Here is a 14,811-nt window from a genome sequence, read left to right as displayed (position 1 = left end):
ACGACGGCGTAGCTTTTGAAATAACTCCCAGAGAAACGCGGGTAACTTGGGTTGCTTCACTGTTTGGGATACTCCGTGATTGCGCGTTGGCGATCACTCTCTTGTTTGAGCAATGTTCCTAAATACGGCAATTTGTCAAGTTCCTCTACCGGAGTTTTTACCGCTTCCAAATAACCCACCCAATCCAGCAGTTCACTCAAACCCGGTCGTTTGCTTAAGTCGAGTCCGCGAAGCTTTAACAAAACTTTGATCGCTTTTTCGCTCAATTGTTGATTAGAAATCTCGTGGGTTGCTAAAACCTGTTGCAAAAGTTCTTCTGTTTGGGGAAATTCCACGTAGTGAAAAATGCAGCGGCGCAAAAACGCTGTTGGTAATGCTTTTTCTTCATTGTGCGTGACAAACACGATTGGGCGTAATGCTGGGTTGTCGCCAACAGCGTAATATATATCTGGAGCTTCAGTGACTCGAAACTCCAACCGATCCAACTCCCATAACAAATCATTGGGAAAGTCGAGATCAGCTTTGTCAATTTCGTCTATCAGCACGACTGAACGACGCTCATATTGAGCGCGGGCGATCGCTCTTCCCAAAGGACCTAAACGAATATAGTTACCAATGTCTCGACTTAGAGGTATACCATTTTTGCAAGGTCCATCAGCCCCTAGCTGAGCATCATAAAGGCGATTGACAGCATCGTAAGTGTAAAGTAAATCCTGGGCACGACTAGTAGACTTGATATAACTGACTTCCAAAGGTAAGCCCAAAGCATAAGCGACAGCATACGCTAAACGTGTTTTCCCACAACCAGGTTCGCCTTGTAACAGTAAGGGGCGACCTAGGGCGATCGCCAAATCAACCGCTTCCGCCAGTTTTTTGTCAGGTAAGTAGGGTTCCTTGTATATCTTCTTTTTTGGAGGGTCTTTCTCAGATACGGGATCTACTTCAGAATCTTCGACTTCAAGAGAGTCTGGCAAGGATTCGTAAGCTATGGTGGAGTACTTGGTAGAGGTATCAACAGAACGCTTTGACATCAGCCTCAATAATTTGCTTGCTTAAGTTCTTGTAGAAAAGTTTCTGCTGTATGGTTTTGTTGCAAAAGTTTAATAGCGTACTCTAAATGCTCATAAACTAACCTAGTATTTAAGCATTCACTCTCAAAACATTCATCAATCATATATCGCTTCCACTTATTTCTATCTTCTTCTCTCCATCCCAAATTGTCTGTCACCTCAAGAATCCATTCATGAGCATCTGCTTTCGTGAACTGCGGAGGTGTTATCTGAGTGACACCTTGTGGAAAAAATTTGCATTCACTGCTGACCATAATTATGATCAAGCGGTGTTCAGAAAAGTTTTGAGGCTCTTGAAATTCAGCCGAAACTTTTTTCCAAAATTCATGACTTGAATTGGGGTCAGACACAGCAACTCGAATTGGACAAATGACATCCCCCTTTTGTAGAAGTCGTTTGTATCGTTTCATTGTCATTACTGCCGTGTCCACAGAAGTGCGATAATTATCCAATGTCAAAGGCTGTTTGTTATCAGTGTGACTTTTCCCAATTCTTTCCTTCAGACGTTCACAGAAGTATATCAAAAAAGGATCTTGATTATAGGGAACAGCTAGTCCAACAAGTCCCTGCTTGTCTTCTAATATGTTCAAACAGCTTCTAATTAATTCGCCCAAGTCAAATTTACATGGATTCATCAATCTGTGGGATTGTTTTGTTGTAGTCTGCGCTTGCAATAGTTCTTTACAAATTCTTTTCAACTGTAGGTTACCGGGATTACCCTCACAGTCTTTATTACGTGCAGCAATTAGGAAGTTTTCCAGATTTCCATTAGTTTCTGCCCATTCAATCAGTTTGAAGACGACATCCCCATAATTTTCACCTGTTGCGATCTCCTCCAGATTCTCATCTAATCCGAAGCGAACCATCTGCTCTAGTTTTGTTCGATGAGGAAACGCACTGAGTAGTGCTTTCTGTAAACATTGGTACTGTTGACGCTCTAGTTTTTCTAGCTTTCGCTGCATTGTGGCTGAGTCAGGTTAGTCAATATACACTTTCATAAACTAAAACACATTCAAATTGCATATTTTCGGTAAATTTTGAGCGAGGATCTTATGCAAGAGTCAGTCATTTATCAGATATGTTTCAAGCTACTCGTCGCCGTCTTGCCCTGTGGTACACTGCTGTGACAGCTGTGTTACTGCTGCTGTTTGCAAGTGGGGTGTATTTGTATGTGCGTAGTACATTGATTGAGCGGATTGATGATACTTTGAATCATGTGGTGGAAGTGGTAGAGCGATCGCTCGTCATCGAACCTGTTAAGTCAGATAATGGTCAATTCCGTGTAAACGTAGAAGCCAGTTTTCGCGACAATACTGACACCGCAGAAGATGACCGCATCGATCTTGAATGGTTTAGCCCCACTGGTGAATTACTTTGGTCTACTTTCTCACAACCCCTCAATATTCCACTGCACTTCAATCGAATGGGTGAGACTGTCAAAGTTGTGAGGAAAGAGAACATGGGGGACAAGGGGGACAAGGCGACAAGGCGACAAGGCGACAAGGAGGAATTTACTTTTCCCACTTCTCAACTCTTGCTGAGACAAGTGACAGAACGGGTACAAGTTGGTCGGCAGGTATTAGGATATTTACGTGTTAGTCATCCGTGGTTTGAAGTCACAAAACCCAGTCGTCAGTTGATTTTTGATTTAGCACTGGGTATTGGATTGATGGTATTTTCCGTCGGAGCAAGTGGCTGGTTTCTTTCAGGTAAAGCAATGGAACCAGTACATGAATCCTATCAACGTCTCAAACAGTTTACTGCTGATGCTTCTCACGAATTAAGAAGTCCAATTACCTTGATTCAAACGAATGTGCAAGTCGCCCTAACTGATTTGGAATTAGCTGAGGTAGACAATTCTATTTCATCGCACTATCGACAACAATTAAAAGTGGTAGAACGCCTCACGCAACGTTTAGGCAAGTTAGTCAACGATTTATTATTTCTCGCCAGACAAGATAGTGGTATCAGCAAAGAAATTTTTTCTCCTTGTCCTGTTGACGCTTTGTTAATGGAAGTAGTTGAAGAACAACAACTGTTAGCTACAGAAAAAAATATTACTTTCTCTCTAGATTTGATTGATCCTCCTGCTTGCGAAACCGATCCTGAATTACTGGACAATTGGTTTACAGTTGTTGGCAACTGGGATCAACTGGTACGGCTGTTCACAAATTTGATTGGCAATGCCTTGCAATATACTCCTGCTGGAGGATGCGTAAATGTGGAACTAGCACGTAATGAGGCAACAAATCGTGTTTCTGGACTACGTTACAACTCTGCCTACTTGCTGTTTAAGGTGAAAGACACTGGAATTGGTATCCCTCCTGAGGCGCTACCCCGTTTATTTGACCGTTTTTATCGGGTAGATCCAGCGCGTACTCACACGGCGAAAGGTACAGCAACACAAAATGCGACTGGTTCAGGATTGGGACTGGCGATCGCCCAAGCCATAGTCGAAAGCCACCAAGGTCAAATTCAAGTAGAAAGCACTCAAGGCATCGGAACTACTGTCAGCGTTACTTTACCCGTTACTTTTGATTTTTAACGCATTTCCGCGAAATTCCCCATCCGCCGACGCATTGTCCCCTAAAAAGGGGTACTTCACCAAATGTTTCTTATGACAGATGTAGGGGTGTTTCCTGTGACAGATGTAGGGAAGTATCTTTACCTAATAAGTTAATGGCAATGCTTGATGAAGTGAACTAAAAAAAAGTTCTAGCAATTTGACATGACTACTTCTAAGGTATTTCTAAGTAGTTCTACAAATTGCTACATTTCATTTTGAAAAATTCGCTTCTAGCATTAGCAATTATAAAAAACCAATGCTTTGAGGAGGATGAATGACAAACACTCCAAAATCTTTAGATGAAAAACAATCATCTCCTATCGACTCAAAAGATATACCTTTTTTAGAGAAGGTAAAAGCCAATGGTAAGCTAGGGGATATCTACGACGCTAGGGACATTACCGAAGTCGTTTTCCGTGTGATGCGTGACCTCATGACCACCGAAGCTGCAGACCGAGTCGCCGAAGAACTAGAAAATAAGCCAGCTGAAATCACTGATGAGAAAGCGCTGCAAAATGATATTGTAGAGCTTTGGAAAGATACAAATCCAATTGTGGGTTTCTTGAGTCGTATTCGTCCACCTTGGCAAGGCCCTGGAATTTTTAAGATTGATTCCGACCGCTTTTTATTCCGGGTTGCGAATGAAGGTGGATTGCAACCCAATGTAGACAGAGAAGAAGTTGTGAAAGCTGTATTCTCTGCAACGAAAGAAGAATTGTCTCCAGAAAGAATTCAAGAAATTGCTAGTTGGTTACCTGATAAGGTTCGCCAACTTTGGGAAGAGGCATAACTTCCTCGTTCCCTGGCTCTGCCAGGGGATGCATAACTTGACACTCTGTCTCAACATACCTATTTCTCTAATACTGGTGGCAGAAAAGTCTATCTCGCCTGCTACAAATTTTCATGCCTATAGTTAGAGTACGAATTAGTTAGTAATTGTTATATTCTTATTATTAAATCTTAAAAACCTTTAAAAAGCAAGCATAGCAACAAGTAAACCGTCTTCTATGTTGCCTCAAAGAATCTGCTTGTTGCAAAAGTTTTGATGTTATTCAAAGATTTCAAGCATTTACATAGGAGGTCACTATGAACCAGCAATACGAAAAACTCAGTCGCTCTGCTAAATTTTTAGGAGTCATTTGTGGTGGATTACTGATTGGCTTGCCAGCAATTCCTCAAGCAATGGCTCAGCAATCTGTACTTCAGCAACCTCGCCAACAAACTAACTCCAAAACTAACCCCTGTCCCAGTATTTTCTACCAAGAACCTCACAACACTAGAGTCTTGGTTCCCCAAGGATGTCCACCCAACGCGATCACTCGACAACTAGAACAGCAAGGACGTCTGACTCCAGGGAGTGTTTCTAATGAACCAACACCAACACAAGAACAAATAAGGCAGGGTGTAGGTGGTGAAACACCATACAACAACCGTTCTGATAATAGCTCCGAAAGTTACAGCAGCCAAACACAGTCCACGACGATGAGTTCCGGACAAGACATGAACAGCTCATCATCGGAGGTTCGGACTTACAGCAGTCAAGGACCGACAGGTAACTATACCGCTAGGACATACTCTCAATCTCAAAGTAACCCCAGCAGTCAACAAAGACAAAATTCAGTCATAGTACCTCCTTTACCAGAACAAAACCAAGCCCCAATTGCTTTGGTTACTCCAGCCAACGGCAAAGTCTCTGTAAGACTCAAAAATAATACAAATGCTCGAATCAATTATGAAGCAATCGGGTACACAGGGCAGCGGACTCTTTCTGGTGGTCAAGAAATTGTACTGCAAAACCTGCCACTCCCTGTGAGTATCAGCACCATTCGTCAAGATAATGGTTTCGTAAAAGTCACTCCAACATCTACCGAATCAGGAATGATAGAGCTTTCTTTGAGTGAACAAAGGAATGCTAATGATAAGCAGGGTGTAGTTAGAATTCGAGAAGATGGTAGGGTCTTTTTGAATTAGACTTTTGCAATTTTCATTTAATTAGGCAGCCATTTGCTAAGTAGATAAATGGCTGCCATCTGCTTTTCTAAAACATATTAAACCGCGTTTCTACGCAGCCCCAGGTTGAATAAGATTTTCACCTAAGTAGATGGCACGGATATCTGTTGGTAATTTCTCTTCCATCATACGATAACCTTCTTGAAGAAAATGGACTATTTCGTTTGGGTTGATAGTTTCTCCTTCAGCTTGCAGGTAAGCAGCAATTCTAGTTTCGCTCCAACGGAAGGTTTGAGACATCAAAACCATCAATCGCAAAATGGGCGGCAATTGATCTAATGCTTGTTCTACATAACACAACAATGGTGGAGAAGTCGTCTTGAGAGAATAATGAATTGCTTCTGTTGGAGGGAGTTGAATCTCGTTAATACAGTAAGCTGTCATATTAATCAGCCAGTTTTGCACATTCAGACCGTCTTTAGTAAACTGACTGCTGTTTAAATCAAGTCCACAGAGTTCGTTGTAAATATGTCGCCAAGTCAGTGCAAAAAGATAATCAGCTTGCACAGGCGATCGCGCTGAATGCCGAATCAAGGTGTAGACTATCGGGTTATAGCGACAAAAAATCGCTGTGAAGTATCTACCTGAATCCGGGTTTTGCTGAACAAGAGTCAGCAGTTCAGTGTCACTGTGATAGAAGAGTGACTTTATTAATGGGTGATGAGCTTCCGCGAAATAAGGAATTTGCACCATCCGAATGACGAATTAATGAGTGATAGGAACGTTTTTTGAATAAAACTGGAACAATGGGTAACTGGGTGCAAACGCGCTTTGAGCAGAAAATTTGCGTGTTCATCAATGATTCAATTCTCTGCTAAATGGTCTGGTTGCGATCGCGTATGCGCTTTGCGCACGCCCAGAGGGCTAACGCGCAGCGTGTCACGCCACTTGCTCCACTTGGGGAGCCAGTGCGTTGGCGGGGTTCCCCCGCTTAAAGCACCTGGCGTGAAACCCCAAGACCGCAGTGGCTCCCCTTGGGACTCAGCGTTCCCGAAGGGAACTCGCCCGGAGGGCGTGCCGCAGGCATAGAATTGTTTATATTTTTACATCATACGTATTGATGGGGTACTGGCTGTGTGACTGCTACAGGTAGATTTTAGGGGAACCTTCTGTTATGCTTCCCATATTACTAGACTCATCAGAGTTGCTGGCTGGTAGAATTTGAGATTTAGGAGTCATATTTTATGGGTCTTGATACACTAGAAACATAGACTTAAAGTTAAAAGCTATTGAGCGAATCTGTTTATACATTAGCTGATTATTCATGGTTATAGCAGTTAGCATGTCACAGTTCCAGATCGAGCCTTTCATCCTAGGTTCTTTTTTGCCATCCCTGCCGTTAGATAGTCTTTTCTCCACTCAAGGCATCATGGTGATGCTACTAGCAGCCTACGCTGGTGCCATGTGGATGTTTCTTACCAGTGCCCCAAAAGTACATACTGTCATGGTGTCAGATATGGAGGTAGCACGACAGTTGTATGAAGGACTGCTAGATTTGCCAGCGGCTGATGTGCCTTTACACTACTATTACAACTACGAGCAAACTTTAGGTGCAACGGGAGTTGATCCGCTTTACCTATCTAGCAGTCCCTCCTTTTCCGGAAGCAGAATGAGCAATGCTAGCGAGGGGCTTTGGTATCAGCTAAAGAAAAATACTCAGCTGCACATTATTATGGGAGCGAGTTTAGGCAGTAAAAATCAGCAACGCCACGTTTGCTTTGACCGCGATTGCCTAGAAATGATTTTAATGCGAGTGGAAACACGGGGTTTGAAATTCAAGATTCGCAGCGAGAAGCCATTGAATTTTCTGGTTAAGGACTATGAAGGGCGCATTATTGAAATGGCTGAAGTAGCGAGTTAGTGGGCTAGTCTACAATCGTATTCCACATTTTGTACCTAGTGCTTTGTCGCATTAATTCTGGTGGGTTGTAGAGACGTTGCATGCAACGTCTCTACAGGCTTTTTATGATACACCAACCAAGCTGCAAAATTCCCGACAACTTCTGCGAAGTCGGGAATCTGACTATAAATTAACTTCATTGCACAAAAAAGCTACTGGCTTGGCGAACCTGCTAACTTCAATGCTTCCTGAGCGGATATTCCTTCGCCTTGAGTACCGAAATACCATAAAACAGCAGCCGCCTCAGTTCGGGTTACTGGTTTCTTGGGTTGAAACAGCGTTGTATAGCCAAAAACTCGACGAATATTTGATTTTTCACCACTTTGGAAATCTGCTAGAACTGCTCGTAATGCTTTCGGGTCAATTTTCCCAGCATCTTGAAAACCCCAAGTTTGTTTAACGGCATCTATTGAAGCAGAGGGTAAAGCTTGACGTATGTCAAGGGGAATTTTCCAAAGAATCAACTGCTCCCGTGTTAAAGGTGAATCAGGTTGAAACAAAACAGCGGTGGAATCTCCAGATAGAGAACTGGGAATTAATCCGGCTTCGGCTAATCCCTGAATTGCCCGAAAATCAGGATCAGTTTTTGGTACATCCCGAAATGTTGGTTGAGAACTTTCTGATGCCAAGCGAATCTGCAATGCTTGCTTATTGGCATACATCGCATTGTTCGCAGCAACTAACCAATGGGCAAATTGCCGATGAGTCACCACTTTAGCTGGTTCAAACTGGTTGGTTGTGGTACCATTGCCCTTAAGCGCATTTGATTCTACATTGAAAACTCCTAACGCTGCCAAATCTTGAATGTATTGTCGAAATTCTTGAGGTACTTTGTTCAAATCGCTCAATTCTTGAGATTTGGGCAGGGAACTGGCATTGGGTGTAGGGTTTTTACTCTCTAATGTAGCATTTGGTTGTGCTGTCGAGTCTTGTGATGGCACCGGGCCAACAAACTGTGACTCACCAGATTGCACAGTTTTGTCAGTAGCTTGAGGAGTTGGAGTTGGGTTAGCTTGTGCTGTAGTAGTGGATAATGGTGAGTATGAAATTTGTATTTCAGTGGATGTTTGTGGTTGGTTGGGTGCAGCGTTGGTAACTGTTTTCGGTTGAATAGAGACTTTTAATTGTATATCATTGCGCCGCACCTCAAAAGAACTTTTCGGCTCATCTGTGGAAGCTCCTTGCACAATCTGCCAGTTGTTTGCCTGAAACTGTTGGCGATAATAGCTAGTAATAACATTGCTAGGGTCAGAACTTAGCCAGCGACTGGATACACTGGGATTCTCACTGCTTGATGGTGTCACCTCTTGTAGGGTGGCATTAGGATACAACGGGATGTCTTTGGGAAAATCAGTTGGTAATTGAACTGTCGCCTGAGGAGTTTGTAGTTGTTGGCTACTGCGTACCTCTTGAGCGCCAAAGGTGACTGGGTTATTCTTTAGTTTGGGGTCAGCCCCCAAAGACTGCTCAATGTTTTTGGCAGATGGACTGTTGGCACAGGCTGTCAAACAGGTGAGTAAAACAGCCAAACTCACTAATACAACTGGATGTTTAGAGCGCACCACAAGCAATTACAATTCGAGTGTCAATTCCTACACTAGCAAAAGACTATGGGAAGAAGGCACCAACTTAGGACTCATAAAAGTTGCAACGAACAATGTCTGAGAATTGCACGCACTGAGTCACCTTGTGGCTATTCAAGAACCTTGGAGAACTTTATCAGGCAAGTCATGGTGGTTATCATCAACTACCATTAGTGTTAAGCTGAAAGTAAATCTCTTATTTACCTCACTCAAGAGCAGAATCAAAATAGCGCAAACGGCAGCCCTCCAAAAAGGCGATTGGGTAAAGTGTCCGTCCTAGACGGCTTACAAACTTTCCTAGGCAGCCAATTTTGGATCGTCTCTATTGAATAAATATAAGCTGAATATGGCAACACTTGGAAAACTTCAGTGTTGGACTTTGAAGAGAGTTGGCATAAGCAACGCTGTTCTTAAGGGTCGAGGTTGTAGATAAAGTAGTGTAACGCCTCTGCGGTTTCCTTCAGGTCTTGAGATTTCGTTTCACAAAGGGAATGCTGTTGTAGCTTTGGGTATGAGTTGCCTAAGCTTTTGTTGGTGGTGCATCATTCAGTTGCACCGAACTAATGGTTTATCGACAAGAAACTTTTTGCAGAAGGTGATAAATGACGGGAAGCTTCCGGACTGTTGTACTGGTGCTTGAAAGAATTTTCGGTCGTCATGCAGCAGTCCTAGAAAAACTTTCATTTGGATTTGACTAATGATTTATGAACACCAAGATTGCAACCCAGCTTCAGTTGGAAGTCCCTTTCCTGGAGGAATTTTCATCTCCAAAGGAACCAAAACGCAAAAAACAATTGATCTGATTTTAAAAACCTATATAGGTTAGGAGTCGGGAAAATCTAAAATAGATCTTAAATAAAAAAAACAGAACGACTATTCCATCGACAACCGCCAGTCAATTTGTATTTTCTGTAAAGCGTCGTCGGTTTGTTACCAGTGCTGAAACACGATTACATGCAAGTTTCCCAGGATCAGCCTATTTCTTCTGATGCTCCACTACAGCTGTTACTTTTTGTCGATGGACGACCAAAGTCCAAACAACAAGTACAGCGAATTCGCTCTTACTTAAAAGAGTTGGAAGCTGACTACGATTTTGAACTTCAAATTGTTGATGTTGGTCAACAACCCTATTTGGCGGAACATTTTAAACTGGTAGCAACGCCAGCTTTAATCAAAGTTCATCCAGAGCCAAGGGAAATTTTGGCTGGTAGTAACATCACTGGTCAACTGAAAGCTTGGTGGCCCCGGTGGCAAGCCGCTATGGATGCCTACTTACAATTAGAGAGTGATTTACACGAACATGATGAGAACGGTCGTGTCAAAGAACTCAAGTCCTCTATCCGTTCTGTTGCTGTTTCAGCCGAACTCATGAGACTCTCAGATGAAGTCTTTCGCCTCAAACAGGAAAAAGAGAAACTCCAGGAGCAGATCCAGTTTAAAGACCGGGTGATAGCTATGTTAGCTCATGACCTCCGCAATCCGCTAACTGCAGCTTCTATCGCCATAGACACTTTACAATCTAATTACAACATAGAAAAAGGTGAATTTGAGCGTCTTACACCAAAAATGACGGTGCATTTGTTTAAGCAAGCCCGTAGCCAAACAAAAATAATAGACCGTATGATTACTGACCTTTTACGGGTAGGTCATGGTAAAGACAGGGAATTTTTTATTCAACCGCAAAAGGTAGACATCGGCAAACTTTGTCTTGAGGTTCTAGAGGAATTGCGCGATCGCTACACCGCCAAATCTCACAAGGTAAACAAAGACATTCCCAAAGACTTACCCAATGTTTATGCAGATCCAGAACGCATACGGCAGGTGCTGATAAACTTGCTGGATAATGCTATCAAATACACACCCGAAGGTGGGGACATCAGTGTTTGTGGACTTCACCGTACTAGCCAAAAAATTCAATTTAGTATTAGCGATACTGGTCCTGGTATACCTGAAGACAACCGCGATCGCATCTTTGAAAATCACTACCGCCTAGAGCGTGATCAAGGTAAAGAAGGCTACGGAATTGGTCTGTGTTTATGCCAGCGCATTGTCCTGGCGCACTACGGTCAAATCTGGGTAGAGACAGCCCCTCATGGTGGAGCATGGTTCCATTTTACGTTACCAGTGTATCCGAATTAACTAATATTTCAGACATTCCTACTCCCCTGAACTCTCGATCACCTTACTGCTCTACCTTCCCCCTCAGCCTCATCCTCACGGCAGATGTGTAACTAGACAAATTCAAAGACATTGTATATTGAGTCATTCTACTTAAGATTTCTTTAATAATTATTGACATTTTGCAAAGTTATGTGAACAAATTAAATATATTTACTGACTGAATGCGCTTGGTAGTTAAGCAGTATAACCGCTTTACCGTCTCAGGTCGGGTTTATGTTGAACTTACCTAGCAATAAACCAATGTGGTCAAGTTAGTTGAGGTTGGAAAGCAATGTGTAGTTCTGGGCAAGATGCGAATCAATTGTGGGCACTGGTGCAAGCATCTGTGGCAATTAACTTGCCACTTTCGCTAGAAGAGCTAAGCGTAAGTGATAACGGTCAAGGCATCAGCACAGAATTTCTGCCATACATATTTGACAGCTTCCGTCAAGCGGATAGTAGCAATACTCGCAAGCAAACTGGACTTGGACTAGGACTCGCAATTGTCCGTAATCTCGTTGAACTTCACGGCGGTACTATCTATGCGACAAGTTTAGGATTAGGAAAAGGTAGCACGTTTACGCTCAAACTGCCGTTTTTGAAAGTCAAAGGAGAAGGAGAAATGGCAAAGAAAACTTGCTCCTCCTCAAACTCCTCTTCCTTGGATGGCATACAAGTGCTAGTCGTTGATGATGAGACAGATGCGCGTGATTTGCTAACCATCGTGTTGGAGGGGGTTGGAGCTAGTGTAACCGCAGTTGGTTCAGTGAGCGAGGCACTCAATATCATTGAACTTTTCCCACCAGATGTTATAGTCAGTGATATCGGGATGCCAGAAGAAAATGGTTACTCGCTTGTTCAGAAGTTGAGAAACTTAGAAACCAAAATTGGCAAACACATTCCAACTGCTGCTGTTACTGCTTATGCCCGAGCAGAGGATCGTAGACAAGCACTTTTAGCTGGTTTCGAGATATACCTACCAAAACCTGTTGAGCCTGCTGAATTGATTGCAGTCGTTGGGAATCTTGCTGGAAGAACTTTACGGTGATTGTAAAACAGCAATAATTTGACTATTTGCCTCAGGAAAAGTATAACTTTCTAGTTCATCCAAACTAACCCAACGAATTTCTTCACATTCAATTGGTTGAGGAACACCTGCCACATAGCGGCAATGATGTACTATGAGGGTTACGTGCAAGTGCGTATAGGTGTGGTCGATAGTGATTAAATGCTCTCGCACTTCAATTTGTATTGCTAGTTCTTCAGAAATTTCCCGTCTGATACACTCTTGGATACTTTCACTCCTTTCAACTTTACCTCCAGGAAATTCCCAGAAACCACCCATCAAACCTTCCGAACGACGGCGATCAATGAGAATTTGTCCCTGATCGTTCCAAATGACAGCAACGCCAATGATTTTATGAGGTAGAACAGCAGTTTCACTCATGTTTGTTTTTAAGAGAGTGGCAGAGGTGGGAAAAAAACTAATAACTCATAACAAAACTCGGCAAACTATCTTAATGTTTGCCGAGTCTGTATTGTATAGTGAATTGCAATATTTTTTTGTTTTTCAGCACAAACCACTAACCAGCATCACTATTGTTGGTTTCCGAACCCTGCAGTGCTACTTCAAAGTTCATTCTCTGTTCAGCATTACGTAGGAAATAACCGCTGATCATAGCAGAAGCAAGAAGACGACCCAAACTTTCTCTGCTGGTGGTGATGCTGACACCAAAGTGTTCAGAAGGTAGGTTACCCAAAAGCCCTACAATATTGCGCTCCATGACTTGAAACACTTCGGGGGAACTGGGTTTAGATAACTGGGTGACTGTTTCTGGACTTAGTGATTTTACATACTGCCACAGCAAGTCACCAGTTTCTGGCTCACTATGAAAAAATTCTGATTCTGAAACTCGATTGGATGGGTTACTCACGTTATATCTCCTTGACTACTATAACTGCGGTCGATATGACTTGCGCCGTAAATATCTTTCGTCTGTAAGACAACACTTTAGCTTTTTTGTATTCCTACGGACTAATGTAACAGCTTAGTTACAATGGGGGAGTGAGTGTAACCGTACCAAAAGCAACGGATTGTTTCACCTAATTGTTATTTGTCGTACATTACAGCAAGCAGAAGCTGTTTTTTGTCATTTGTCATTGGTGAATGACAAATGACAAATGACAAATGACTAACTAACTAGCTAGATATTCATTTATCTCGGCTTTGACTTTACGCAGTTTAGTTAAGGCTTCCCGCTCAATTTGCCGCACTCGTTCACGGCTAATGCTGAGGAGTTGACCGATACTCGCCAGAGTATGGGCTTGCCCATCATTTAAACCAAAGCGCAGAGATATGACTTCCCTTTGTTGTGGAGTCAGTTCTCCCATGAGACGCTCTAAATCAAATGATAGGGAAGATTGGGCAACAAATTCTTCTGGAGAAACTCCTGGATCCTCCAACATTTCCCCTAGTTCTGTATCGTAGTTATCTCCCAACCGCAAATCCAAAGATAGCGGTACACGCGCTTTTTCCATATATTCTCGGACTTGTCTGGGAGTCAATTCTAATTCTTGAGCTAACTCCAAAGCTGTGGGGGCTCTTCCTAGGTTCTGAGAGAGTTGTCGCTGTGCTTTCTTGATTTTATTTAATTTTTCTGTTATGTGGATCGGCAAGCGGATGGTGCGACCTTTTTCGGCGATCGCCCGAGTAATAGCTTGACGAATCCACCAATACGCATAGGTTGAAAACCTGTATCCTTTGGTCGGGTCAAACTTTTCTACACCCCGCTGCATCCCTATGCTACCTTCTTGAATCAAGTCGAGTAAATCTACGTTGCGCTTGATGTACTTTTTAGCAACAGACACAACCAGTCGCAAATTGGCTTCTACCATCTTGCGCTTGGCAATTTCACCCTCTGCAATTGCTTGATTCAACTCTTTTGGTTCTAACTCTGTCGCTTTTGCCCACTCTTCTAGAGTCGGTTGACGACTCAAGTGAATGGCAAGAGACTCCCTTACTTCCTGCAGTATGGTTGCACGTTGCACCTGTTTGCCATAATGTATTTCCTCCTCATGGGATAAAAGTGGCACACGGCCAATCTCACGCAGGTAAGTCCGCACGAGGTCTGTGGCTGTCTGAGCGGTCTTCATGGCACTACTCTTCGGTATCGACGGGTTTGACAGAACGGTAAGCGGGCTGATAGATGCCTTTTTTGGATGTCCACCCAGTTAGACTGGGAACCCATGCTGTATTTCACGACTTTTGCGCTCGATAAACAAGGGTGGTTAATGGTCTGGAAATTTTATTCCTTATTGCTAGAAGTTACAGGTTTTTCCCCCTTTTCTCAAGTATCTACGGTTAGATAGAAGGTAACCACTTGAACATTATTCTTATTGGTCTTTTGTTAAAAATTGTAACATTTATGAGGAATATTTGACTAGCTGTCAGGCACTGATTTTATGCCTGTTGGATGTGATTTGAGCCTAATGTAGTTTTAGATATTTTTAATAAACTTATTT

At 42.8% G+C, this 14,811-nt stretch carries 13 protein-coding genes; 6 read left to right on the top strand and 7 right to left on the bottom strand.

Features of this window, described 5'->3' with window-relative positions; all coding sequences use genetic code 11:
- Positions 1–56 precede the first annotated feature (56 nt).
- Entirely contained in the window at positions 57–1,031 is a 975-nt protein-coding gene (locus tag DP116_RS17985; RefSeq protein ID WP_169156476.1) for an AAA family ATPase, read from the bottom strand.
- Between the two features lie 5 nt (positions 1,032–1,036).
- Positions 1,037–2,032 carry an effector-associated domain EAD1-containing protein gene (locus DP116_RS17980; RefSeq protein ID WP_169156475.1) on the bottom strand — a complete coding sequence of 332 codons (996 nt, stop codon included), beginning with the start codon at positions 2,030–2,032 and terminating at the stop codon, positions 1,037–1,039.
- 116 nt (positions 2,033–2,148) lie between these two features.
- Here DP116_RS17980 and DP116_RS17975 point away from each other — a divergent pair, with 116 nt between their 5' ends.
- From DP116_RS17975 to DP116_RS17965, 3 genes are all read left to right on the top strand, one after another.
- Positions 2,149–3,615, top strand: coding sequence for a sensor histidine kinase (locus DP116_RS17975; protein ID WP_169156474.1), 1,467 nt, complete (start codon positions 2,149–2,151; stop codon positions 3,613–3,615).
- Positions 3,616–3,910: 295 nt separating this feature from the next.
- Complete coding sequence (locus tag DP116_RS17970) at positions 3,911–4,426, top strand: DUF2267 domain-containing protein (RefSeq protein ID WP_169156473.1); 516 nt, start codon at positions 3,911–3,913, stop codon at positions 4,424–4,426.
- Between the two features lie 296 nt (positions 4,427–4,722).
- Positions 4,723–5,607, top strand: a complete 885-nt coding sequence (locus DP116_RS17965) for a hypothetical protein (RefSeq protein ID WP_169156472.1) — start codon at positions 4,723–4,725, stop codon at positions 5,605–5,607.
- A 90-nt stretch (positions 5,608–5,697) separates the two neighbouring features.
- Here the strand turns inward: DP116_RS17965 and DP116_RS17960 are convergent, their stop codons facing one another.
- Positions 5,698–6,336: an RNA polymerase sigma factor gene (locus DP116_RS17960; RefSeq protein WP_169156478.1), complete on the bottom strand. Its 639-nt coding sequence runs from the start codon at positions 6,334–6,336 to the stop codon at positions 5,698–5,700.
- A 574-nt stretch (positions 6,337–6,910) separates the two neighbouring features.
- Between DP116_RS17960 and DP116_RS17955 the strand changes: the two genes are divergently transcribed.
- The gene (locus tag DP116_RS17955) at positions 6,911–7,507 is read left to right on the top strand and encodes a glyoxalase-like domain protein (RefSeq protein ID WP_169156471.1); all 597 of its coding nucleotides are present in this window, start codon (positions 6,911–6,913) and stop codon (positions 7,505–7,507) included.
- Between the two features lie 191 nt (positions 7,508–7,698).
- Here DP116_RS17955 and DP116_RS17945 read toward each other — a convergent pair whose 3' ends face one another.
- Positions 7,699–9,111 (bottom strand): S-layer homology domain-containing protein, encoded by a 1,413-nt coding sequence (locus DP116_RS17945; RefSeq protein ID WP_169156469.1) that lies wholly within the window; start codon positions 9,109–9,111, stop codon positions 7,699–7,701.
- 954 nt (positions 9,112–10,065) lie between these two features.
- Between DP116_RS17945 and DP116_RS17940 the strand changes: the two genes are divergently transcribed.
- Both DP116_RS17940 and DP116_RS17935 read left to right on the top strand, forming a co-directional pair.
- The gene (locus DP116_RS17940) at positions 10,066–11,268 is read left to right on the top strand and encodes a histidine kinase (protein WP_339381482.1); all 1,203 of its coding nucleotides are present in this window, start codon (positions 10,066–10,068) and stop codon (positions 11,266–11,268) included.
- Positions 11,269–11,581: 313 nt separating this feature from the next.
- A complete protein-coding gene (locus tag DP116_RS17935; RefSeq protein WP_169156467.1) occupies positions 11,582–12,337 on the top strand; it encodes a response regulator in 756 nt (251 codons plus the stop codon).
- Here DP116_RS17935 and mutT read toward each other — a convergent pair.
- From mutT to DP116_RS17920, 3 genes are all read right to left on the bottom strand, one after another.
- Positions 12,329–12,736 carry an 8-oxo-dGTP diphosphatase MutT gene (gene mutT / locus DP116_RS17930; protein ID WP_169156466.1) on the bottom strand — a complete coding sequence of 136 codons (408 nt, stop codon included), beginning with the start codon at positions 12,734–12,736 and terminating at the stop codon, positions 12,329–12,331. The genes DP116_RS17935 and mutT overlap by 9 nt on opposite strands.
- 136 nt (positions 12,737–12,872) lie before the next feature.
- Positions 12,873–13,223 carry a DUF760 domain-containing protein gene (locus tag DP116_RS17925; protein WP_169156465.1) on the bottom strand — a complete coding sequence of 117 codons (351 nt, stop codon included), beginning with the start codon at positions 13,221–13,223 and terminating at the stop codon, positions 12,873–12,875.
- 262 nt (positions 13,224–13,485) lie between these two features.
- On the bottom strand, positions 13,486–14,442 hold the full coding sequence (locus tag DP116_RS17920) for an RNA polymerase sigma factor, RpoD/SigA family (protein ID WP_169156464.1): 957 nt from the start codon (positions 14,440–14,442) through the stop codon (positions 13,486–13,488).
- Positions 14,443–14,811 lie beyond the last annotated feature (369 nt).

This window comes from Brasilonema bromeliae SPC951 (assembly GCF_012912135.1).
Classification (GTDB): domain Bacteria; phylum Cyanobacteriota; class Cyanobacteriia; order Cyanobacteriales; family Nostocaceae; genus Brasilonema; species Brasilonema bromeliae.
The sequence above is the reverse complement of the archived record's forward strand: the minus strand, read 5'-3'. Positions and strand labels throughout refer to the sequence as shown.

Excerpts from the sequence above, each read along its gene's own strand:
- DP116_RS17985 (WP_169156476.1), bottom strand. The coding sequence starts at position 1,031 with ATGTCAAAGCGTTCTGTTGATACCTCTACCAAGTACTCCACCATAGCT.
- DP116_RS17980 (WP_169156475.1), bottom strand. The coding sequence starts at position 2,032 with ATGCAGCGAAAGCTAGAAAAACTAGAGCGTCAACAGTACCAATGTTTA.
- DP116_RS17975 (WP_169156474.1), top strand. The coding sequence starts at position 2,149 with ATGTTTCAAGCTACTCGTCGCCGTCTTGCCCTGTGGTACACTGCTGTG.
- DP116_RS17970 (WP_169156473.1), top strand. The coding sequence starts at position 3,911 with ATGACAAACACTCCAAAATCTTTAGATGAAAAACAATCATCTCCTATC.
- DP116_RS17965 (WP_169156472.1), top strand. The coding sequence starts at position 4,723 with ATGAACCAGCAATACGAAAAACTCAGTCGCTCTGCTAAATTTTTAGGA.
- DP116_RS17955 (WP_169156471.1), top strand. The coding sequence starts at position 6,911 with ATGGTTATAGCAGTTAGCATGTCACAGTTCCAGATCGAGCCTTTCATC.
- DP116_RS17935 (WP_169156467.1), top strand. The coding sequence starts at position 11,582 with ATGTGTAGTTCTGGGCAAGATGCGAATCAATTGTGGGCACTGGTGCAA.
- mutT (WP_169156466.1), bottom strand. The coding sequence starts at position 12,736 with ATGAGTGAAACTGCTGTTCTACCTCATAAAATCATTGGCGTTGCTGTC.
- DP116_RS17920 (WP_169156464.1), bottom strand. The coding sequence starts at position 14,442 with ATGAAGACCGCTCAGACAGCCACAGACCTCGTGCGGACTTACCTGCGT.